Consider the following 19,606-nt stretch of genomic DNA (forward strand, 5'->3'; position numbering starts at 1 on the left):
CATCTTGTCGATGATCGCCTCGGCGGTGGGGTCCTGCATGTCGTCGACGACTTGGCCGTCGGCGAGGAACACGACGCGGTCGGCGTAGGCGGCGGCGTTGGGGTCGTGGGTGACCATGCAGATGGTCTGGCCGAATTCGTCGACGCTGGTGCGCAGGAAGCGGAGGACTTCGGCGCCGGAGCGGGTGTCGAGGTTGCCGGTGGGTTCGTCGGCGAACACGACCTCGGGCCGTGAGGCGAGGGCGCGGGCGCAGGCCACGCGCTGCTGCTGGCCGCCGGACAGCTCGGTGGGCTTGTGGTCGAGGCGGTCGGCCAGGTCGAGGGTGTCGATGATGCGGCGGACCCACTCGGGGTCGGCCTTGGTGCCGGCGATGGCGGCCGGGAGGGTGATGTTCTCCTCGGCGGTGAGCGTGGGCAGGAGGTTGAACTGCTGGAAGATGAAGCCGATCTTGTCGCGGCGCAGCTTGGTGAGGGCCTTGTCGTTGAGGCCGGTGATGGTGGACTCGCCGATGCTCACCGAGCCGCGGTCGGTGGTGTCGAGGCCGGCGAGGCAGTGCATCAGGGTCGACTTGCCTGAGCCGGAGGGGCCCATGATGGCGGTGAGGACGCCGGAGGTGAATTCGACCGAGACGTCGCGGAGCGCGACGACCTGCGCCTCGCCGGACCCGTAGGCCTTCCATACGCCCTCGGCGGCGACGGCGGTGGTCTTGACAGGGGATGCGGTGGACACGACGCTCTCTCTTTCGATGTGGTGGCGGTGTTCCGTTGGGTGCATTGAAATGACATCGATATACCGACTGATGACATCATACATGACGTCATCTTGCATCGCAGGACTCCCGCGATCATGGTCCGACCCTAAGCGACGGTGCCCGGCTTTGCATCGGCTTTCAGAATGGTTCGGGTCTCCGACCTCAGGCGTAGGAACCGGTACCCCGGTACTACTCGCCAACCACGCCGCTCGGCGGATCCCGGCCTCACCGCGAGGGTTTGACCAGGCCGCTCTCGTAGGCGAGAACCACCGCCTGGACGCGGTCGCGGACGCCGAGCTTGGTGAGCAGATGCCCCACATGCGTTTTGACGGTCGTCTCGCCCACCGTCAGCCGGTCGGCGATCTCGGCGTTCGTCAGGCCCTTGGCCAGGAGCATCAGCACCTCGCGCTCGCGGGAGGTCAGCGACTCCAGCTCCGCCGGAGGCCGGTCGTCCTCATCGGGCCGGTGCTCGGCGAAGCGTCCCAGCAGCGTCGAGAGAATGTGGGGGGCGACCACGGCACCGCCGCGGTGGACGGTGCGGATGGCCTCGACCAGATCGCCGGCCGGGGCGTCCTTGGTGAGGAACCCGGCCGCCCCGGATTTGAGCGCTCCGACTACGTACTCATCGAGGTCGAATGTGGTCAATACCAGCACTCTGCTAGGAAGTGACGCCTCGACGATGTCGGCGGTGGCGGCTACGCCGTCGCGGCGCGGCATGCGGATGTCCATCAGGACCACATCGGGCACCAGGCGCCTGGTGAGGTCGAACGCCTCGACCCCGTCGCCGGCCTCGCCGACGATGTCGATGTCGTGCTCGGCGCCCAGCACCATTTTGAACCCGGCGCGCAGGAGCTGCTGGTCGTCCACCAGCAGGAGCCGGATGGGCCGCTCGCTCACGCGGCCACCCCCTGGAGGTGGGCGCTGCGCGGGAATCGGGCCTCGACGAGGTAGCCCCCGCCCGGCTGCGGACCGGCCTGGAGCGTGCCGCCGTAGAGCGTCGCCCGCTCGCGCATCCCGATCAGGCCGTGGCCGCCGGAGAATCCGCTCACCACCGGCGCGCCCCGTCCCGAATCGCCCACCGAAACCTTGAACTCCGTCTCGCCGTAGTCGACCACGACACTCGCTTTCGCTTTAGGCCCTGCATGTTTGATGGTATTGGTCAGCGCTTCCTGGACGATCCGGTAGGCGGCCATGCTCACGCCGGTCGGCAGCGGGTACTCTTCGCCCCGGACGCTGTAGCGGACCGGCAGGCCCGCCTCCTTGGTCTGGGCGACCAGCGCGCGCAGCGACTCGACCGTCGGCTGCGGCTCCAGTTCGGCCTCGTCGGGCTCGTCCTGGCTCTGGCGCAGCACCGCGAGGATGTCGCGCATCTCACGCAGCGCCGTGCGGGCGGTGTGGTTGACCGTCGTCAGGGCCTCCTCGGCGGCGTCGGGATCGGCGCGCAGCACCCGCTTGGCACCCTCCGACATGACGCCGATGACCGAGATGTGGTGGGCCACCACGTCGTGCAGCTCGCGGGCGATGCGCTGCTGCTCCTCCGAGACCGCCTGCGCGGCCAGGGCCCGCTGAGTCTCCTCGGCCACCCTGGCGCGATCGGACAGCTCCTGGACCTTCAGGCGCCGGTTGCGCATCACCCAGCCGATGAAGAACGCCGTGCAGGCCAGCAGGAGGTTCACCGAAGCGTTCAGCGCCGCCACGGTGAACCCGCCGCTCGCGTCCGATTGGATGTTGAAGAAGATCGCCACCGACGCCGGCCCCCACAGCGTGATCCCCACGGCGGCGGCCCGGAGCGGCGTCCGGTGCGCACCCGCGCTGTAGATGAGGGTGAACCAGGTGATGCCGCTGTCGGCGACGAACCACACCTGATCGAACCCCACCCAGGCGAGGATCGCGGCATTGCACAGCACCACCGCCGGCCAGAGCGCCCGGCGGCGCAGGGCGATCGGCGACATCCCCGCGGCCAGCATCGCGGCCTGGGGCCACCCGAAGTGCTGGCCTTCGAATCCGGCCAGCGCCGTGGTGTTGGAGACGGCGAGGATCGTCGCGCACATCGCCCACATGGTCGCCGCGAACAGCGCGTCGACGAGGAGGGCGCGTCCGCGCAGCCATTGCCGGAGCCGGCCGAACCTGGAGGTGGATTGCACGCCTTAAACGGTAGCGGTTCCGGGCGCCGACCTCATCGAACGCGAGAATGACTACCGTCTCCGCCTCAGGTAGGAGGCATCTCCAGTCCCGGCAGGACCGTCGGCAGCGGATAGTCCGGCGGCTCGCCGCCGAACTCGGGACACCGATCCTGGAACGAGCACCACCCGCACAGCTTCGAGCGCTGGGGCAGGAACCGCCCGGTGGCGATCGCCTCGCGCATGGTGCCCCACAGCGCCTTGATCCCGTTCTCGAAGCTCTCCAGCTCCGCCTCGGTGGGAGAGTAGTCGAGGAACCGGCCGTCGCCCAGGTACATCAGCCGCAGCAGCTTCGGCACCGTCCCGCGGGTGCGCCACCAGACCAGGGCGTAGAACTTCATCTGGAACAGCGGCTTGTCGCAGAACCGGTCCGAGGGGCGCCGCCCGGTCTTGTAGTCGACCAGGCGGACCAGGCCGTCCCCGTTGACGTCGGCGCGGTCGACGAACCCCTTGAGCCGGGTGCCGTCGTCGAGCGTGGTCGACACCAGGCACTCGGTGCGATGCGGCTCCAACCGGGTCGGGTCCTCCATACCGAAATAGGTCTCAACCAGGCGGCGCACCCCGCGCAGCCAAGACGACTCGTCGTCGAGGCCGTCGAACAGGCCGCCGAGGTCCCCCTCGCTCTGGATCCGGACCCACTCGGGCTCGATCATGGCCAGCGCCTCCTCAGGGGTGCGCTCGCCGGCGTCCATCTCGTAGAGCCGCTCCAGGACCGAATGCACCAGCGTGCCCTGCACCTGCGCCTTGGAGGGCTCCTCGGGCAGCCGGTCGACCGCTCGGAGCCGGTAGAGGAGCGGGCACTGCTGGAAGTCCAGCGCCCTGGACGGCGACAACTGTGTCGGGCGGGTGGCCTGCGGCATCCTCCGATCATATGGCCGACCGGCTCGGACCCGCGCGCGGCCCGCCGATACCGTCGGGGTTGATGCGCAGCGACCAGACGCCTTCAGCGACACCGGCCCGCTCCTTCGGGCGGGCTGCCGACCTCTACGACGCCGTCCGGCCGACCTACCCGGCCGAGGCCCTGACCTGGATGACCGGCCCGGCCCCGCTGGACGTGGTCGACCTCGGCGCCGGCACCGGACTGCTTACCCGCGGCCTGGTCGCCCTGGGCCACCGGGTGACCGCCGTCGAACCCGACCGGCAGATGCTGGACAAACTCGTCGCCTCCAGCCCCGGCCTGGCCGGCCACCGCCAGGGGAGCGCCGAAGAGCTGCCGCTGCCGGACGGCTCGGCCGACGTCGTCTGCGCCGGACAGGCCTACCACTGGTTCGACCGCGAGCGGGCACTGCCTGAGATCCGCCGCGTCCTGCGCCCCGACGGCCTCTTCGCGCCCGTATGGAACGGCCGCGACGAATCGGTCGACTGGGTCCGGGCCCTGTCGGAGATCATCGGCGCCTCCACCGGCGAACTGGCCGCCACCGCCGCGGCCCGGCCGGGGCACTACGGCCCCTACTTCACCGAGGCCGAATCGAAGATCGTCCGCGGATCGAAGACGTTCGACCGAGCGGGTCTGATCGGCCTGATCCAGTCCCGCTCGCTCTACCTCACCGCCGACGACGACACCAAGGGCAGACTCATCGCCGCAGTCGAATACCTGGTCGACACCCACCCCCGGTTGGCAGGCCGGGACACCTTCGAGATGCCGTACACGACCCACGCCTACCGCGCCCGCCCGGCCTGAACCCGACCGCTCCGACCCCCGGCCCGACCGGCGCCGCGTAGCATAGCGCCGGTGTCGACCGCCTCCCCGCTCCGCCGCACCGGACTCACGCTCGCACGCGTGCGCGGCATCCCCATCGTGCTCGGCTACACCTGGCTGCTGCTGGCGGCGATGGTCGTCGCCGTCTACGCGCCCATAGTGCGCCGCTCGGTGCCCTCGATCGGGCAGAACACCGCCTACATCGTGGCCGGGCTGTTCGCGGTCACCCTGCTGCTGTCGGTCTTCCTCCACGAACTCGGCCACGCCCTGGTGAGCCTGCGCGCCGGCATCCCGGTCCGCAAGATCAACCTCGACGCCCTCGGCGGCTTCACCGAGATGGAGCGCGAGGCCGCCCGCCCGGCCACCGCCGCCGCCATCGCGCTGGCCGGGCCCGCCGTCTCGGCGGCCCTCGGCGCGGTCGGCATCCTCGGCCTCGCGATCACCGCACCGGGCTCGCTCGCCTGGCAACTGGCCTTCCAGGTGTGCGTGGCCAACCTGCTGGTCGCCGTCTACAACCTGCTGCCGGGCCTGCCGCTGGACGGCGGCAAGGCCGTCCAGGCGGGCATCTGGGCCGCCACCGGCGACCGCTGGACCGGCTACCGCGTGTCCGGCTGGGCCGGTCGCGCGGTAGCGCTCGCGACCGCCGGGACCGGGCTGTGGCTGTTCTCCAACCGCTGGTTCTCCTGGATCGGGCTGGTCCTGCTGCTATTCGTCGGCTTCGAGCTGTGGCGGGGGGCCGGGGCGGCGATCCGGGCCGGCCGCATGGGGCCGAGGATCAGGCTCCTCGACGCCGCGGCGCTGGCGCGCCCGGTGGCGCTCGTGCCGGCTTCGGCGACCCTCGCCGAGGCCCTGGAGGCCGCCGCCGACGGCCGCGAGGTGGTGGCCGTCGCCGAACGGCCGGTCGGGGTGCTGGACCGCGCCTCGGCCGAGGCCGTGCCGCCCGACCAGGTAGGCGCGATGCCGCTGGACGGGCTGCTGCGCTCGGCCGGTCGGATCGGGCGCCTGGAGGCCCCGCTGCGCGGCCAGGCCCTGGTCGACGCCGTCGGCCGCGGCCGGGCCGAGCAGTACTTCGTGCTCGAGGAGGGCCGTCTGACAGGGCTGCTCTACACCGCCGACGTGGTCAAGGCTCTCCGTTAAGATGCTTCGGTCCTACCGGAAGGAGACCGAACACCGTGGATCAAGACGTGCTCAAGGCGGGCGACCGCGTCCAATTGACCGACGCGAAGGGCCGCAAGGCCACCATCACCCTCGCCGAGGGCGGAGCCTTTCACACCCACCGGGGCGTGATCGATCACGACGAGCTCATCGGCCGCCCCGACGGCATCACGGTGACGACCTCGGGCGGCACCGCCTACCTGGCGCTGCGCCCGCTCCTGCCCGACTACGGGCTGTCGATGCGCCGCGGTGCCCAGGTGATCTACCCCAAGGACATCGCCCAGATCCTCACCTTCGGCGACATCTACCCCGGTGCCCGCGTAGTCGAGGCCGGCGCCGGCTCGGGGGCGCTGACCAACTGGCTGCTGCGCGCGGTGGGCACCACCGGACACGTCCACTCCTGGGAGTTGCGCGAGGACTTCGCCCAGATCGCCCGGAGGAACGTCACCGGCTGGTACGGCGCCGATCCCGACAACTGGACCCTCACCGTCGGCGACGTCGCCGAGGCCGACCTCGCCGAGGCCGACCGGGTGATCCTCGACATGCTCAGCCCCTGGGACGCGCTGGACACTGTGGAACGCATCCTGCGGCCCGGCGGGGTGCTCGTGGGCTACGTCGCCACCACCACGCAGATGTCGGACCTGGTCGAGGCCCTGCGGGAGCGGCGCTCCTTCACCGAGCCGGAGTCGTGGGAGACGATGCTGCGGGGCTGGCACCTGGAGGGGTTGGCCGTCCGCCCCGAGCACCGGATGGTCGCCCACACCGCGTTCCTGGTCACCACCCGCAGGCTCGCCCCCGGCACCGTGGCGCCGACGCGCAAGTTCAAGCCCTCGAAGGGGCAGCAGGCGCTGCGCGAGCGCGAGGCCCGCCGATCCGGGCGGCCGCCCGGCGGACCGTCCTAATCGGCTTCCGGACCGGCCACCGGGGTCCGGTCGGCGCGGTCGCGAACGTAGATGCACTCCCCGGGGCAGTCGTGTGCCGCGTTCACAATGTCCAGTCGCCGTTTCGGCGGCACGGCGGCCTGCGCACCTTCGGTGTTCAATATCTCACCGTCCGCATCCTTGACGTAGGCCAGGCCGTCGATGTCGAACTCGAAGACATCCGGGGCGTACTGCACGCACAACCCGTCGCCTGTGCAGGCGTCCTGGTCGATGGACACTTCGAGCTCACGTTCCTCAGCCATGTCCCCCACATTAATTGCCGCCGAGAATGTAGCGCAATGTCGGTGTCGAGTCTTACTATTGGCGTCCCCAGCCAGCTACGGTTGGAGTAGGACCCTCACTCGGGAGGTGTGACCCGTGGCACGCAATAGTGATGACCGTCGACAGGGACTGGGTCGGGACTCAGAGCACGACGAACTGTCAGGACAGGTCGACGAGCTCCAGGAGGAACTGGCCGCGGCCCGGCGTCGACTCACCGAAACGCCCCGACACGTCCACATTCTGGAAGAGCGGCTCGCCGCCGCCCAATCCCAGATAGACCGGCTGTCGGAGCAGAACGAGCGGCTCGTGGCGACTCTCAAGGAGGCCCGCGAGCAGATCGTCTCGCTGAAGGAGGAAATCGACCGGCTCGCCCAGCCGCCGTCCGGATACGGCGTGTTCCTGGGGGCCCGTGAGGACGGCACCATCGACGTCTTCACCTCTGGAAGGAAGTTCCGCGTCGCGCTCGCGCCGTCGATCGACGCCGACGAGCTCGAACGCGGACAGGAGGTCCTGCTCAACGACGCGATGAACGTTGTGGAGGTCCTCGAATACGAGCGCATAGGCGAGGTGGTGACGCTCAAGGAGCTCATCGAGACCGATGACGGCGGCCCGCCCGACCGGGCGCTGGTGACCAGCCACGCCGACGAGGAGCGGGTGGTGCTCCTGTCGGACGCGCTGATGAACCAGCCACTCCGGGCCGGCGACTCGATCATGATCGAGCCGCGCGCCGGATACGCCTACGAGAGGATTCAGAAGAGCGAGGTCGAGGAGCTCGTCCTCGAGGAGGTCCCCGACGTCGACTACTACGACATCGGCGGCCTCGACGGGCAGATCGAGCTGATCCGGGACGCGGTCGAGCTGCCGTTCCTGCATGCGGACCTGTTCCGCGAGCACCAGTTGCGCCCGCCCAAGGGCGTGCTGCTGTACGGCCCGCCCGGCTGCGGCAAGACGCTCATCGCCAAGGCCGTCGCCAACTCGCTGGCCAAGAAGGTCGCCGGGATGCGCGGCGACGACGCCTCGTCGACCAAGAGCTACTTCCTCAACATCAAGGGTCCGGAGCTGCTGAACAAGTACGTCGGCGAGACCGAGCGGCACATCCGCCTGGTCTTCCAGCGGGCCCGCGAGAAGGCCTCCGAGGGCATGCCGGTCATCGTGTTCTTCGACGAGATGGACTCGATCTTCCGCACCCGCGGTTCGGGCGTGTCCTCCGACGTGGAGAACACGATCGTCCCGCAGTTGCTCAGCGAGATCGACGGCGTCGAAGGGCTGGAGAACGTCATCGTCATCGGCGCCTCCAACCGCGAGGACATGATCGACCCGGCGATCCTGCGGCCCGGCCGCCTGGACGTCAAGATCAAGATCGAGCGTCCCGACGCTGAGTCGGCGAAGGAGATCTTCTCGAAGTACATCACCGCGGAGCTGCCGCTGCACGACGACGACCTCACCGAGCACAGCAAGGACCGCGACGACACGGTGTCGGCGATGATCCAGGCCGTGGTCGAGCGGATGTACTCCGAGGTGGAGGAGAACCGGTTCCTGGAGGTGACCTACGCCGACGGCGACAAGGAGGTCCTGTACTTCAAGGACTTCAACTCCGGGGCGATGATAGAGAACATCGTCGCCCGCGCCAAGAAGATGGCCATCAAGGACTACTTGACGCACGATTCCAAGGGACTGCGACTCAACCACCTGATCGACGCCACCGTCGACGAGTTCCGGGAGAACGAGGACCTGCCGAACACCACCAACCCCGACGACTGGGCGCGGATCTCCGGCAAGAAGGGCGAGCGGATCGTCTACATCCGGACGCTGGTCTCCGGCAAGGGCTCCGATTCGGGCCGCAGCATCGACACGGTGTCGAACACGGGGCAGTACCTGTAGCGAAACGCATACCGCACACCGGGGCAGAACCCGGTGCCGAGTGAGGACGAGCGGCCGGCGGGCGACCGCCGGCCGCTCGGCGTCGCCTACGGCACCTGCAGGATCAGCACCGACAGGTCGTCGCGGCGGACGTACCCGCCGCTCCGGAAATCCGTCCGGAGCCTCACCAGGAGCTCCTCGGGGTCGCTGACGCCCTCGGCGCGGTGGGCGTTGATCCGGGCGACCAGCGGGAACGTCCTGCCCTGGCGGTTGCGGGCCTCGACCAGCCCGTCGGTGTGGATCACCACCAGCGAGCCGTGCAGCAGCGGCGCCTCCAGCGTCTCGGCGGGGCCCTGGGCGAACTCGGTCAGCCCCAGCGGCGGCCCCGGCCTCGGTGCGAGCTGCTGGGCCCGCTGATGCACCAGCAGCGGCGCCGGGTGCCCGCACAGCACCACCCGCACCAGGCGCTCGCCCGGTGGGATCTCCACCAGCGCCGCGGTCGCGAACGTCTCCTCCCATTCGCCCCGGTCCCGGTTGTCGCGGACCACCCGGCGCTCGAGCCGGGCGGCCAGGTCGCGCAGGGTCGGGTCGTCGAGGGCGCCCTCCCGGAAGCTGCCCAGCAGCGCCTCGGTCACCCGCACCGAGTTCAGATCGTGCCCCTGGACGTCGCCGACCACGACCCGGACCCCGAAGTCGGTGTGCTGGAGGTCGAAGAAGTCCCCGCCGACCAGTCCGGGGCTGCCCTCGGGAGTCCGGTAGGCCGAGGCGACCCGGATCGGGCCGACCCGCTCGGGCGGCTCGGGCAGGATCGCGAGCTGCGCGACCTCGGCGACGTTGGTCATGCGCAGCAACCGCAGCACCACCCGGTCCCGGATCCACGCCAGCAGCACCGACAGCGAGCCGACTATCAGGACCGCCACCACGTCGTACCAGTTGCTCGCCGGCAGGGCCAGCAGCCCCAGCGCCTCCCCGCCGGCGGCGACGAACGCGGCCACCGCCAGCACCGAGCACCCGGTCGCGATCGGGCCGTTGACCAGCGCGGTCAGTGCCGGCAGGGTGAAGATCAGGAAGGTGTACCGCACCAGTCCGGGGTCGAAGGCGAACAGCACCAGCGGCAGCAGTGCCAGCAGAGGCAGCAGGCGCAGCCACAGCACCGAGCCCGGGTCGCCGCCGGTGATCCGCGACCAGGGGCCGCCGTTCGCCAGATAGGACCGGGTCGAGCCCTGGTCCCGGACCTCACCGCTACTCATCCCCACCGGGGTGATCGTATGCGGAGGCCGCCCGATAGGGCCGGTGGATCGCGCATTCCGGCGTCCCGCGCCGAATCCGTTCGGTTCGGCCTGCGCCGGGAGGCGCAACGGCAGCGCCGAACGGACTACGCTCGAAGGCATGACCGTACGCCGCATTATGGGCACTGAGATCGAATACGGGATCAGCGTGCCCGGCCAGCCGGGGGCCAACCCCATGGTGACCTCCTCACAGATCGTCAACGCCTATGCCGCGCGCCCCGAGATCTCCAAGGGCGGACGCGCGCGGTGGGACTACGAGGAGGAGACGCCCCTGCGCGATGCGCGCGGTTTCACCTACACCGGGGCGCTCTACGACCCGGCCGAGAACCTCGCCGACGAGGACACCGGGCTGGCCAACGTCATCCTCACCAACGGCGCCCGCCTGTACGTCGACCACGCCCATCCGGAGTACTCCACGCCCGAGGTGACCAACCCGCGCGAGGCGGTCCTGTTCGACAAGGCCGGCGAGATGACCATGGCCGAGGCCGCCCACCGGGCCGCACACAGTCCCGGCATCGGCGCGATCAACCTCTACAAGAACAACACCGACAACAAGGGCGCCTCCTACGGCGCCCACGAGAACTACCTGATGAGCCGGCGGACCCCGTTCGCCGACATCGTCACCCACTTCACGCCGTACCTGGTCACCAGGCAAGTGTTCGCCGGGGCCGGGCGGGTCGGCATCGGCCAGGACGCCTCCGAGCACGGCTTCCAGATCTCCCAGCGCGCCGACTTCTTCGAGGTCGAGGTGGGGCTCGAGACGACGCTGAAGCGGCCGATCATCAACACCCGCGACGAGCCCCACGCCGACGCCGAGCGGTACCGGCGCCTCCACGTCATCATCGGCGACGCCAACGTCGCCGAGTACGCCACCTTCCTGAAGGTCGGCACCGCCTCGATCGTGCTGTCGATGATCGAGGACGGGGCCTTCGACGGGTCCCTGGCCGTCAGCGAGCCGGTCGCCGAGCTCCGCTCGATCAGCCACGACCCGTCCCTGACCCACAAGGTCGAGCTGCGCAACGGCAAGCGCATGACCGCGGTCGAGTTGCAACAGTCGATCTTGGAACAGGCCGAGGCCTACTGCGGGGCCGACGCCGACCCGGCCACCCGCGAGGTCCTCGACCAGTGGGCGTTCGTGCTCGACGCTCTGGCCCGCGACCCGTTCGAGGTGGCCGACATGCTCGACTGGCCCGCCAAACTCGGGCTGCTCCACCGCTACCGCGACCGGGAGAACCTGGACTGGGGCTCCCACAAGCTTCAGGCGATCGACCTGCAGTACCACGACGTGCGGCCCGAGAAGGGCCTGTACCACCGCCTGGTCAAGCGCGGTTCGATGAAGCGGCTGCTGACCGACGCCGAGGTCATGGACGCGATGGTCGAGCCTCCGGCGGACACGCGGGCGTTCTTCCGGGGCCGGTGCCTGGCCCGCTACCCCTCCGAGGTGGTTGCCGCGTCCTGGGACTCGGTCATCTTCGACGTCGGCGCCGACTCGCTGGTGCGGGTGCCCATGATGGAGCCCGAGCGGGGCACCAAGGAGCACGTGGGGGAGCTGTTCGACCGCTGCGTGGCCGCCAAGGACCTCCTCGACGTCATCACCGCCGAGTAGCCGCCCGCGGCCGCTCCCCGTCGTGATCGCGTCCGCACCGCCGGTGTTCGCTCCGGGCGTATCGGCCCGGCCGGCCGGCGGCCGGCCGCCCGGAATATTACGTGTGGGTACGGCGTCGTAGCTGGCGCGGTGTCGTGCCTTCGGGGTACGGTTTATGCACCGACGGTCGAAGGTAGAAGGGAAAGCGATGGCAGCGAAGGACTCCGGCGGGCAGTCGCAGTCACAGCGGTCGCGGCAGGAAGAAGATGCCGAGACCACCGAGGCCGCTGTCGACCCCGAGGTTGCCGAACGTCACGAAGAGATCACCGAGGAAGTAGACGACCTGCTCGACGAGATCGACGAGGTCCTGGAGACCAACTCCGAGGAATTCGTTCGCTCGTTCGTGCAAAAGGGCGGCCAGTAAACGGCCCCCTGACCCGTGGACATAGGGTTGCCTGGTGCGCGCCCGCAACGCAGGTTGCGGGCAGTCGGTTGACACGGCGCACCAGGTGCTCTATACCATCGACGGCCCTCCGGCCCCGACGGGCCTGTTCCCGGGCCGCGCTATTGAATAGGGAAATAGGGAGGTCAAGTCGTGACAGGTGAAGGATTCCCAGGCAAACTACCGAACGCGTTTATGACGGCAGGGACCTCCTCGTTCTCGGAGTTTCTGACGCAGGCGGCACCGGAACTGCTGCCGGGGAGGCGCCCGCTGCCCCCGGGGGAGCACGCCGAGATCAGCGCCCACGCGACCACGATCGTGTCGCTCAAGTCCGCCGAGGGCATCGTGATGGCCGGCGACCGCAGGGCCACAATGGGCAATTACATTTCCAGTCGCGATATCGAGAAGGTCTTCGCGGCCGACGGCTACTCGCTGATCGGCATCGCCGGTACCGCCGGCATCGGCATCGAGCTGGTCAAGCTCTACCAGCTCGAGCTGGAGCACTACGAGAAGATCGAGGGCTCGTCGCTGACCTTGGACGGCAAGGCCAACCGGCTCGCCACGATGCTGCGGGGCAACCTCGGCATCGCGCTGCAGGGCCTGGCGGTCGTGCCGCTGTTCGGCGGCTTCGACAACGACGCCGAAGACCTGTCACGGGCGGGGCGGATCTTCAGCTTCGACGTCGTCGGCGGCGTATACGAGGAACGCGACTTCGACTCGATCGGCTCGGGTTCGATCTTCGCCAAGAGCTCGCTGAAGAAGCGCTACCGCAGAGGCCTGGAGACCGACGAGGCGGTCAAGATCGCCGTCGAGGCCCTCTACGATGCGGCCGACGACGACTCCGCGACCGGCGGACCCGACCCGACCCGTGACCTCTACCCGGTGGTCATGACCGCCACGGCCGAGGGCACCGAGCGCGTCGACGAGGAGCGGGTGGCCGAGACCGCGCGCGAACTCGTCGCGTCCCGCAGCGAGCAACCTTACGGCTGAGAGGGAGGACCACGGACATGGCTATGCAGTTCTACACCAGTCCCGAGCAGATCATGCGGGACCGGGCCGAGTACGCCCGGAAGAACATCTCCCGCGGCCGCAACGTCGTGGCGCTCTCGTGCGCCGACGGGGTCCTGTTCGTCGCCGAGAACGTCTCCTCGGCCCTGCACAAGCTCTACGAGCTCTACGACCGCATCGGCTTCGCGGCCGTCGGCCGGTACAACGAATTCGAGAACCTGCGCACCGCCGGGGTCCGGATGGCCGACCTGCGCGGCTACTCCTACGACCGGCGCGACGTCAACGCCGCCAGCCTCGCCAAGGCCTACGCCCAGACCCTCGGCGCGATCTTCTCCGAGCAGACCAAGCCCTTCGAGGTCGAGATCTGCGTCGCCGGGGTCGGCACCAGCCCGCAGGACGACGAGCTCTACCGCCTCACCTTCGACGGCTCCATCAATGACGAGCCCGGTTACCTGGCCATGGGCGGCCAGGCCGACCAGCTCTTCGGCGTCCTGGAGGAGGGCCACGACTTCGATGCGCCGCTGGTGGACTCGTTCGCGCTGGCGCTGCGGGCGCTCTCGAACGACGGCAACGGCTCCCAGCGCGAGCTGACCACCGACGTGCTCGAGGTGGCGGTGCTGGAGCGGTCCCGGCCCGGCCGGTCCTTCCGCCGCATCCAGGGGCTCGCGCTGGAGACGCTCATGTCCTCGGCCGAGTCGTCCAACGAGTCCGGGTCCTCCGACGAGGAGTCCGACTCCGGCGGGTCCGGGTCCTGAACGCGGAAACGACGCATCCGGCCGCCGGTCCGCGGTTTCCGCGGACCGGCGGCGGGAAACCACGGAAAGGGCCGTGAAGGTCGCTTTCGGGCGGCCCGATCGGGCCCGGCACGGCAACCGGTACCACTCTTGTGGACGGTCGCCGTGGTCGGCTCGCCGACCGGGACCGTGCCCTGGCAGGGCAGCGTCCCCGCGGAGCGGCGCAGCGGCCCGGCCGATGTCGCCGCAGGACGTCTCCAAGGTATCCATAGTGCCCGTCGCGGTCAGGCACCGTTTGATCGCGAGGGGTGTTGTCCTCAACCGAATCGGGGTAGGGTTTCGACATGGACAGGCGCATTTTCGGACTTGAGACCGAATACGGGGTCACTTGCACCTTTAGGGGACAGCGCCGCCTGTCGCCGGACGAAGTGGCCCGGTACCTCTTCAGGCGCGTGGTGAGCTGGGGCCGCTCCTCGAACGTCTTCCTGCGCAACGGCGCCCGCCTGTACCTCGACGTCGGCTCCCACCCGGAGTACGCCACCCCCGAGTGCGACTCGGTCGAGGACCTGGTCCGCCACGACCGGGCCGGCGAACGCATCCTCGAGGGCCTGATGATCGACGCCGAGAAGCGCCTCCACGACGAGGGCATCGCCGGCGACATCTACCTGTTCAAGAACAACACCGACTCCGCCGGCAACTCCTACGGCTGCCACGAGAACTACCTGGTCAGCCGCCACGGCGAGTTCGGCCGCCTGGCCGAGGTCCTCATCCCGTTCCTGGTCACACGCCAGCTCATCTGCGGGGCCGGCAAGGTCCTGCAGACCCCGCGCGGGGCCCGCTACTGCCTGTCCCAGCGCGCCGAGCACATCTGGGAGGGCGTCTCCTCGGCGACCACGCGGTCGCGGCCGATCATCAACACCCGCGACGAGCCCCACGCCGACGCCGAGCGCTACCGCCGCCTGCACGTCATAGTCGGCGACTCCAACATCAACGAGATCACCACGATGCTCAAGATCGGCACGGCCGACCTGGTGCTGCGCATGATCGAGAGCGGTGTGACCATGCGCGACCTCACCCTGGAGAACCCGATCCGCGCCATCCGCGAGATCAGCCACGACATCACCGGCAAGCGCCTGGTCCGCCTCGCCTCCGGCCGCGAGGCCTCGGCGCTGGAGATCCAGCGCGAGTACCTCGAGAAGGCCATGGACTTCGTCGACCAGCGCGGCGCCGACGCGATCACCAAGCGGGTCCTGGAACTGTGGGGCCGGGTGCTGCAGGCGGTCGAGACCGGCGACCTGGAGCCGGTCTCCCGGGAGATCGACTGGGTCGCCAAGTTCAATCTCATCGAGCGCTACCGCGAGAAGCGCGGCCTGGCCCTGTCCAGCCCCCGCGTCGCCCAGCTCGACCTGGCCTACCACGACATCCGCCGCGGCCGCGGCCTGCACCACCTGATGGAGTCCCGCGGCGACGCCGAGCGGCTCACCCACGACGTGGAGGTCTTCGAGGCCAAGGAGGTGCCGCCGCAGAGCACCCGCGCCCGCCTGCGCGGCGAATTCATCCGCAGGGCCCAGGAGCGCCGCCGGGACTTCACCGTCGACTGGGTCCACCTCAAGCTCAACGACCAGGCCCAGCGCACGGTGCTGTGCAAGGACCCCTTCCGCTCCCGCGATGAGCGCGTGGACAAGCTCATCGCCAGCATGTGAGGACACGGTGAGCCGGCACGACCGCCCCGCCCGCGAAGGCGACGAAGGCGCCCGGCAGCGCCGCCGGGGCTCGCTCGACCCGGTCGAGCTGTACCACCGGCGCACCGCCCGGATCCGCGACGAGATCGCCCGCAACCGCCGCGGCGACTACACGGTCCCGACCTGGGTGCTCGCGCTCGCGCTGGCCGGCATGGTCGGGCTGTGGGTGCTGGTCCTGTTCGTGATCTAGTCCCGCGAGAGCGCCAGCAGTCCGGCGTGTCGGCCGGCGGCGGCCGCGGCCACGAAGTAGGCCCGGTCGCGATCCAGGCCCCGACCCATCGTCGACAGGCGCACCGGCAGCGCCTCCATGGCCTCCACCAGGCCCGAGCAGTCGGTCTCGACCAGCCGGTGGCGGTCGGGCAGCACGCCGAGCTGGGCCTTGATCCTGGGTTCGAGCTCGGCCGGCAGCTCGTCGGGCACCGGGACGTCGGCGCCGGCCAGCGCGACCTTCCCGTAGGCGGTCATCGAGTGGTGCGAGATCCCGCGGTGCCGGTCGCGCGCGTCGCCTTCGCTGATCCGCAGGGACGCGACCGGTCGGCCGCCGAGGACGGCGGCGGCGTTGACCGCCTCTCCGGCGGCCGTGCCCGAGAAACCCCAGACGGTGCCGGTGCCGAGGTTGCCGGGCCCCTGGGCGACGACTGCGACGTCGGCCCCGCCGACGACGCGGGCGGCGATGAGCGCGTTGTGCACGTTCGTGGCCTCCAGGTCCCCGCCGAAGCACTGCCCGGCGGTCACCACGGTGCACAGCCGGTCCGAGAGCTGGTCGAGCTGCCGGGAGAACCACGCCGGGAGCGAGCCGCCGTCGGTCATGACGTAGGCGACCCTCGCGTCCGGGACCGTGGCGGCGATGCCGGCCAGGATCGGCGCCAGCGCCGAGTGCAGGTCGGCCACGACCACCGGCATGCCGCCGAGGTCCTCGCAGCCCTCGACCGCGGCCCGGTGCGGCGAGTCGTCCTCGTCGACCGCCAGGCGCATCGCCTGCATCGGCGTGTAGCGGGCCTTGACGATGTGCCCGGTTTCGGCGGCGTCCTCCGGCAGCCGGTCGGGCACGGCTATGACCAGCGCGTACCCGCCGGTCCCGAGGCCCTTGGCGATGGCGTTGCAGTTGAGCAGGACCCGGTCCCCGGCACGCGGGGCCCCGACCAGCTCGTCGTAGGCCAGGCCTTTGCAGGTGAAGGCGTCCTCGCCGCCGCGCGCCTCCACGTCGAGGTCCAACTCGGTGCAACCCCGCCAACCGCCGCGAACCGCCCGAACGGTCCCGTACCGCCATCTGATCACGAGCGGACGCTATCAGAGCCTGCCTCGGGCCGGCCCCTTTCGGGCGGCCTGTGTGGCGCGCACCGCGCCGACGGCATAATCTGGGCAGGTGTCGAACGAACGCACTGAACGGCTGGTGAACCTGGTGTTGTGCCTGCTGTCGTCACGGCGGTACCAGACGGCGACCAAGATCGCCAGGACCGTGCCCGGCTACGAGCACGACCCCGAGGACAAGCGCGCCCACGAAGCGTTCCAGCGCAAGTTCGAGCGCGACAAGGCCGAGCTGCGCCGCATCGGCGTGCCGCTGCAGTCCGGCACCGACGCCTACTTCGATACCGAGCCCGGATACCGGATCGCCCGCGGCGACTTCGAGCTGCCGCAGATCGAGTTCACCGACGCCGAGGCCGCCGCCGTGGCCGCCGCCGCGAAGCTGTGGCAGCAGCCCGAACTCCAGACCGGCACCGCCCAGGCGCTGCGCAAGCTCCGCGCCGCCGGTATCGACGTCGACTCCCACGCCGCGTCCATGCCGGTCAAGGCCCTGCCGGGCACCGAAGCGGCCCTGTCGCCGCTGCTGGAGGCGATCGCCTCCCGGCGCGCGGTCACCTTCGACTACCTCGGCGCCCGCGACGCGACCGCCCGGCGGCGCCGCCTCCAGCCGTGGGGTTGCGCGGCCTGGCGGGGCCGCTGGTACGCCGCCGGCTACGACCTCGGCCGGGACGCCCAGCGGGTCTTCCGGCTCTCCCGCATCGTCGGCGAAGTCCGCCTGACCGGCCCCGAGGACGCTTACGCCATCCCCGAGGACGTCGACGTGCTCGCCTTCGCCTCGCAGGCCGAGGCCCCGCAGTTGCCCAGCCGCGCCCGTGTCCTGGCCCGGCCCCGGCGCGCCTGGGGCGTGCGCCGCCGCGCCGACCAGATCGGCCCCCGGCGGTCCGAGGGCGACGAAGTGCGCTTCACGTACACCGACACCCCCCGCACGGCCTCCTGGCTGGCCTCGTTCGGCGCCGACGTGGTGGTGCTCGAGCCGCCCGAACTGGTCAAGGAGACCGTCGCGTGCCTGCAGAACCTGGCCGAGGAGGACCCGAAATGAGCGGCAACACCCGCTTGGCGCGCCTGCTCAACCTGGTGCCGTACCTGGCCGCCCGCCCCGAAGGGGCCCCCATCGGCCGGCTCGCCGCCGAGTTCGGCGTCTCGGCCGCCCAGATGCGCGCCGACCTGACGCTGCTGTGGATGTGCGGCCTGCCCGGCTACGGACCCGGCGACCTGATCGACATCGCCTTCGACGCCGACGCCGTCCGCATCAACTTCTCCGCCGGTATGGAGCGGCCGGTGCGCCTGGCCGGCCACGAGGCGCTCGCCCTGTCGGTGGCCCTGCGGGTCCTGGCCGACACACCCGGCGTGGGGGACCGGGCCGCGATCGGCTCGGCGCTGGAGAAGATCGCCGCCGCGGCCGGCGCCGACGCCACCGAGGTGCCCGTCCGCGACACCGTCGCCGAACGCGACGTGGAGCGCTACGCGTCCCTGGTCGAGTCCGGCCGGGCCGCCCGCATCACCTACTACTCGGCCAGCCGCGACTCCACCGGCGAGCGCGTGGTCGACCCCATCGAGGTCCTCGTCGCCGACGGCCACGCCTACCTGCGCGCCTGGTGCCGCACCGCCGGCGAGGTCAGGCAGTTCCGCATCGACCGCATCGACGCCTGCACCCGGATCGACGAGCCGGCCCGCACTCCCGACCGGGCCGCCGACCCGGCTCCGACCGCGTTCCTGGAGGCCGAGCTGCCGCTGGTCGAGCTGCGTCTCGGCCCCGGCGGCAAGTGGATCATCGACTCCTATCCCTGCGAGGAGGTCGTCGGCGAGAGCGAAGGCTACCGGCGCGTCAAACTCCGGGTCCGCGACATGGACTGGGCCCGCCGCTTCGTCCTCGGCCTCGGCGGGGAAGCCCAGGTCATCGCCCCGACCGAGCTGCGGGAGGCGGTCAGGACCACCGCGCGGGCCGCACTTGCGCGATATCAGGACGCGGCTAGACTGACGCCATGACCATCTGGGCGATATCGGGCGCATTGGCGCTAGCCGGGCTCATCCTGCTCGCGGTGGCCGCGGCGAAGCTGCTCTCGCGCGTGGGCGACCTCAACGTCGGCGTCGACCGCATCAAGGAGCGCGCCGAGGAGGCGCAGGAGCTGCAGCAGCGGCTCCGTTCGAGCACGAACTCGTAAAGATCCGCCGCCGCCGGCGCCCCCGTGTTGACGGAGGTGCCGAGCGTCATGCATGCTTGTGCGGCTCGACGATCCCTATCGGCCCGCCACCGGCCGAGGCCACCGACGGAGTCGGTGGCCGCCGGCGATCGGCGGGGCATACCATGGATGACGTCACTGACATATTCCCGGAGGGATCGAACAATGGGCGCATTGAAACCCTGGCACATCGTCGTACTTGTCATTGTGATCCTGCTGCTGTTCGGCTCCAGGAAGCTCCCGGACATGGCCAGGGGACTGGGCCGGTCGATGCGCATCCTCAAGTCCGAGACCGAGGCGATGAAGACCGAGGCCAGCAACCCCGAGGCCGAGGGCGACGACCGTGCCGAGCCCAAGCACAAGCGCGAGCCGCTGGAAGGCTCGGACTCGAAGTCGAGTTCTGCCGACGACGAGGTGATCGACGGGGAGACGGTCGAGACCGAGCGTAAGAAGTCCCGGTAGGCCCGCCCCCAC

At 70.2% G+C, this 19,606-nt stretch carries 21 protein-coding genes; 14 read left to right on the top strand and 7 right to left on the bottom strand.

The annotated features are described in order from the left end of the window. From CUT39_RS21395 to CUT39_RS02110, 4 genes are all read right to left on the bottom strand, one after another. Positions 1 to 729 (bottom strand): ABC transporter ATP-binding protein (locus tag CUT39_RS21395; RefSeq protein ID WP_269799135.1); only part of this gene is annotated, 729 nt, incomplete at its 3' end. A 247-nt stretch (positions 730 to 976) separates the two neighbouring features. After that, positions 977 to 1,648: a response regulator gene (locus CUT39_RS02100; RefSeq protein ID WP_232805531.1), complete on the bottom strand. Its 672-nt coding sequence runs from the start codon at positions 1,646 to 1,648 to the stop codon at positions 977 to 979. After that, positions 1,645 to 2,895 carry a sensor histidine kinase gene (locus tag CUT39_RS02105; RefSeq protein WP_100444303.1) on the bottom strand — a complete coding sequence of 417 codons (1,251 nt, stop codon included), beginning with the start codon at positions 2,893 to 2,895 and terminating at the stop codon, positions 1,645 to 1,647. Before CUT39_RS02105 ends, CUT39_RS02100 begins: the two co-directional genes overlap by 4 nt. A 65-nt stretch (positions 2,896 to 2,960) precedes the next feature. Then, complete coding sequence (locus CUT39_RS02110; protein WP_100444304.1) at positions 2,961 to 3,791, bottom strand: RecB family exonuclease; 831 nt, start codon at positions 3,789 to 3,791, stop codon at positions 2,961 to 2,963. A 62-nt stretch (positions 3,792 to 3,853) separates the two neighbouring features. On the opposite strand from CUT39_RS02110, the gene CUT39_RS02115 reads away from it, so the two are divergent. From CUT39_RS02115 to CUT39_RS02125, 3 genes are read left to right on the top strand one after another with little or no spacing between them, the layout of a single operon-like run. After that, complete coding sequence (locus CUT39_RS02115) at positions 3,854 to 4,612, top strand: class I SAM-dependent methyltransferase (RefSeq protein WP_100444411.1); 759 nt, start codon at positions 3,854 to 3,856, stop codon at positions 4,610 to 4,612. Between the two features lie 51 nt (positions 4,613 to 4,663). Continuing rightward, complete coding sequence (locus tag CUT39_RS02120; RefSeq protein ID WP_100444305.1) at positions 4,664 to 5,767, top strand: M50 family metallopeptidase; 1,104 nt, start codon at positions 4,664 to 4,666, stop codon at positions 5,765 to 5,767. Positions 5,768 to 5,802: 35 nt separating this feature from the next. Beyond that, positions 5,803 to 6,687 carry a tRNA (adenine-N1)-methyltransferase gene (locus CUT39_RS02125; protein ID WP_100444306.1) on the top strand — a complete coding sequence of 295 codons (885 nt, stop codon included), beginning with the start codon at positions 5,803 to 5,805 and terminating at the stop codon, positions 6,685 to 6,687. Here CUT39_RS02125 and CUT39_RS02130 read toward each other — a convergent pair. Further along, positions 6,684 to 6,968, bottom strand: coding sequence for a ferredoxin (locus CUT39_RS02130; RefSeq protein ID WP_100444307.1), 285 nt, complete (start codon positions 6,966 to 6,968; stop codon positions 6,684 to 6,686). The genes CUT39_RS02125 and CUT39_RS02130 overlap by 4 nt on opposite strands. A gap of 115 nt (positions 6,969 to 7,083) precedes the next feature. Between CUT39_RS02130 and arc the strand changes: the two genes are divergently transcribed. Then, positions 7,084 to 8,868 (top strand): proteasome ATPase, encoded by a 1,785-nt coding sequence (gene arc / locus CUT39_RS02135; protein WP_100444308.1) that lies wholly within the window; start codon positions 7,084 to 7,086, stop codon positions 8,866 to 8,868. A gap of 86 nt (positions 8,869 to 8,954) precedes the next feature. Here the strand turns inward: arc and CUT39_RS02140 are convergent, their stop codons facing one another. Next, complete coding sequence (locus CUT39_RS02140; protein ID WP_232805548.1) at positions 8,955 to 10,097, bottom strand: PP2C family protein-serine/threonine phosphatase; 1,143 nt, start codon at positions 10,095 to 10,097, stop codon at positions 8,955 to 8,957. Positions 10,098 to 10,236: 139 nt separating this feature from the next. On the opposite strand from CUT39_RS02140, the gene dop reads away from it, so the two are divergent. The 6 genes from dop to CUT39_RS02170 all read left to right on the top strand — a co-directional run bounded on the left by dop (position 10,237) and on the right by CUT39_RS02170 (position 15,837). Further along, entirely contained in the window at positions 10,237 to 11,742 is a 1,506-nt protein-coding gene (gene dop, locus CUT39_RS02145) for a depupylase/deamidase Dop (RefSeq protein ID WP_100444412.1), read from the top strand. A gap of 187 nt (positions 11,743 to 11,929) precedes the next feature. Continuing rightward, positions 11,930 to 12,145, top strand: a complete 216-nt coding sequence (locus CUT39_RS02150) for a ubiquitin-like protein Pup (RefSeq protein ID WP_100444310.1) — start codon at positions 11,930 to 11,932, stop codon at positions 12,143 to 12,145. Between the two features lie 213 nt (positions 12,146 to 12,358). Beyond that, entirely contained in the window at positions 12,359 to 13,153 is a 795-nt protein-coding gene (gene prcB / locus CUT39_RS02155; RefSeq protein WP_100444311.1) for a proteasome subunit beta, read from the top strand. Positions 13,154 to 13,170: 17 nt separating this feature from the next. Next, positions 13,171 to 13,926, top strand: coding sequence for a proteasome subunit alpha (prcA, locus tag CUT39_RS02160; protein WP_100444312.1), 756 nt, complete (start codon positions 13,171 to 13,173; stop codon positions 13,924 to 13,926). 323 nt (positions 13,927 to 14,249) lie between these two features. Next, the gene (pafA, locus tag CUT39_RS02165) at positions 14,250 to 15,608 is read left to right on the top strand and encodes a Pup--protein ligase (RefSeq protein WP_100444313.1); all 1,359 of its coding nucleotides are present in this window, start codon (positions 14,250 to 14,252) and stop codon (positions 15,606 to 15,608) included. A gap of 7 nt (positions 15,609 to 15,615) precedes the next feature. Beyond that, positions 15,616 to 15,837 carry a hypothetical protein gene (locus CUT39_RS02170; protein WP_100444314.1) on the top strand — a complete coding sequence of 74 codons (222 nt, stop codon included), beginning with the start codon at positions 15,616 to 15,618 and terminating at the stop codon, positions 15,835 to 15,837. Here the strand turns inward: CUT39_RS02170 and CUT39_RS02175 are convergent. Beyond that, positions 15,834 to 16,925 (bottom strand): DUF3866 family protein, encoded by a 1,092-nt coding sequence (locus tag CUT39_RS02175; protein WP_100444315.1) that lies wholly within the window; start codon positions 16,923 to 16,925, stop codon positions 15,834 to 15,836. The genes CUT39_RS02170 and CUT39_RS02175 overlap by 4 nt on opposite strands. Positions 16,926 to 17,013: 88 nt before the next feature. Between CUT39_RS02175 and CUT39_RS02180 the strand changes: the two genes are divergently transcribed. The 4 genes from CUT39_RS02180 to tatA all read left to right on the top strand — a co-directional run bounded on the left by CUT39_RS02180 (position 17,014) and on the right by tatA (position 19,594). Beyond that, complete coding sequence (locus tag CUT39_RS02180; RefSeq protein WP_100444316.1) at positions 17,014 to 17,991, top strand: helix-turn-helix transcriptional regulator; 978 nt, start codon at positions 17,014 to 17,016, stop codon at positions 17,989 to 17,991. Next, positions 17,988 to 18,938, top strand: a complete 951-nt coding sequence (locus CUT39_RS02185; RefSeq protein ID WP_100444317.1) for a helix-turn-helix transcriptional regulator — start codon at positions 17,988 to 17,990, stop codon at positions 18,936 to 18,938. Before CUT39_RS02180 ends, CUT39_RS02185 begins: the two co-directional genes overlap by 4 nt. Then, on the top strand, positions 18,935 to 19,114 hold the full coding sequence (locus tag CUT39_RS02190; protein WP_100444318.1) for a hypothetical protein: 180 nt from the start codon (positions 18,935 to 18,937) through the stop codon (positions 19,112 to 19,114). Before CUT39_RS02185 ends, CUT39_RS02190 begins: the two co-directional genes overlap by 4 nt. Positions 19,115 to 19,297: 183 nt before the next feature. Beyond that, entirely contained in the window at positions 19,298 to 19,594 is a 297-nt protein-coding gene (gene tatA, locus CUT39_RS02195; RefSeq protein ID WP_100444319.1) for a Sec-independent protein translocase subunit TatA, read from the top strand. The last annotated feature ends 12 nt before the right edge of the window (positions 19,595 to 19,606 follow it).

It is taken from the genome of Glycomyces xiaoerkulensis, assembly GCF_002798405.1.
Classification (GTDB): Bacteria; Actinomycetota; Actinomycetes; order Mycobacteriales; family Micromonosporaceae; genus Glycomyces; species Glycomyces xiaoerkulensis.

What these genes read in the sequence shown, in the direction of transcription:
- CUT39_RS02110 (WP_100444304.1), bottom strand. Translation starts at nt 3,791, where the DNA reads ATGCCGCAGGCCACCCGCCCGACACAGTTGTCGCCGTCCAGGGCGCTG.
- CUT39_RS02115 (WP_100444411.1), top strand. Translation starts at nt 3,854, where the DNA reads ATGCGCAGCGACCAGACGCCTTCAGCGACACCGGCCCGCTCCTTCGGG.
- CUT39_RS02130 (WP_100444307.1), bottom strand. Translation starts at nt 6,968, where the DNA reads ATGGCTGAGGAACGTGAGCTCGAAGTGTCCATCGACCAGGACGCCTGC.
- CUT39_RS02140 (WP_232805548.1), bottom strand. Translation starts at nt 10,097, where the DNA reads ATGAGTAGCGGTGAGGTCCGGGACCAGGGCTCGACCCGGTCCTATCTG.
- dop (WP_100444412.1), top strand. Translation starts at nt 10,237, where the DNA reads ATGACCGTACGCCGCATTATGGGCACTGAGATCGAATACGGGATCAGC.
- CUT39_RS02150 (WP_100444310.1), top strand. Translation starts at nt 11,930, where the DNA reads ATGGCAGCGAAGGACTCCGGCGGGCAGTCGCAGTCACAGCGGTCGCGG.
- prcB (WP_100444311.1), top strand. Translation starts at nt 12,359, where the DNA reads ATGACGGCAGGGACCTCCTCGTTCTCGGAGTTTCTGACGCAGGCGGCA.
- prcA (WP_100444312.1), top strand. Translation starts at nt 13,171, where the DNA reads ATGGCTATGCAGTTCTACACCAGTCCCGAGCAGATCATGCGGGACCGG.
- pafA (WP_100444313.1), top strand. Translation starts at nt 14,250, where the DNA reads ATGGACAGGCGCATTTTCGGACTTGAGACCGAATACGGGGTCACTTGC.
- CUT39_RS02185 (WP_100444317.1), top strand. Translation starts at nt 17,988, where the DNA reads ATGAGCGGCAACACCCGCTTGGCGCGCCTGCTCAACCTGGTGCCGTAC.
- CUT39_RS02190 (WP_100444318.1), top strand. Translation starts at nt 18,935, where the DNA reads ATGACCATCTGGGCGATATCGGGCGCATTGGCGCTAGCCGGGCTCATC.
- tatA (WP_100444319.1), top strand. Translation starts at nt 19,298, where the DNA reads ATGGGCGCATTGAAACCCTGGCACATCGTCGTACTTGTCATTGTGATC.